The following is a 302-nucleotide window of genomic DNA, read 5'->3' as shown; positions in this document are numbered from 1 at the left end:
ATCATAGCAGGATTTGTTCACTGATTCCCATTATTTTCAGGCTTCACCCTAGATGACACATGAGCAAAAGCCCACTTCGCCATCATATTCGTAGGAGTAAACATAACATTCTTCCCTCAACATTTCCTGGGCCTTTCAGGAATACCACGACGCTACTCAGACTACCCAGATGCTTACACCACATGAAACACTGTCTCTTCTATAGGATCATTTATTTCACTAACAGCTGTTCTCATCATGATCTTTATAATTTGAGAGGCCTTTGCTTCAAAACGAGAAGTAATATCAATCTCGTATGCCGT

1 pseudogene is annotated in these 302 nt (G+C 40.7%); it reads left to right on the top strand.

From position 1 onward, the window contains the following. Positions 1–75: 75 nt before the first annotated feature. Positions 76–186 (top strand): annotated as a pseudogene (locus tag J690_RS24780) (hypothetical protein); the annotation flags it as partial. Positions 187–302 lie beyond the last annotated feature (116 nt).

This window comes from Acinetobacter sp. 742879 (genome assembly GCF_000588535.1).
Classification (GTDB): Bacteria; Pseudomonadota; Gammaproteobacteria; order Pseudomonadales; family Moraxellaceae; genus Acinetobacter; species Acinetobacter pittii.
The sequence above is the reverse complement of the archived record's forward strand: the minus strand, read 5'-3'. Positions and strand labels throughout refer to the sequence as shown.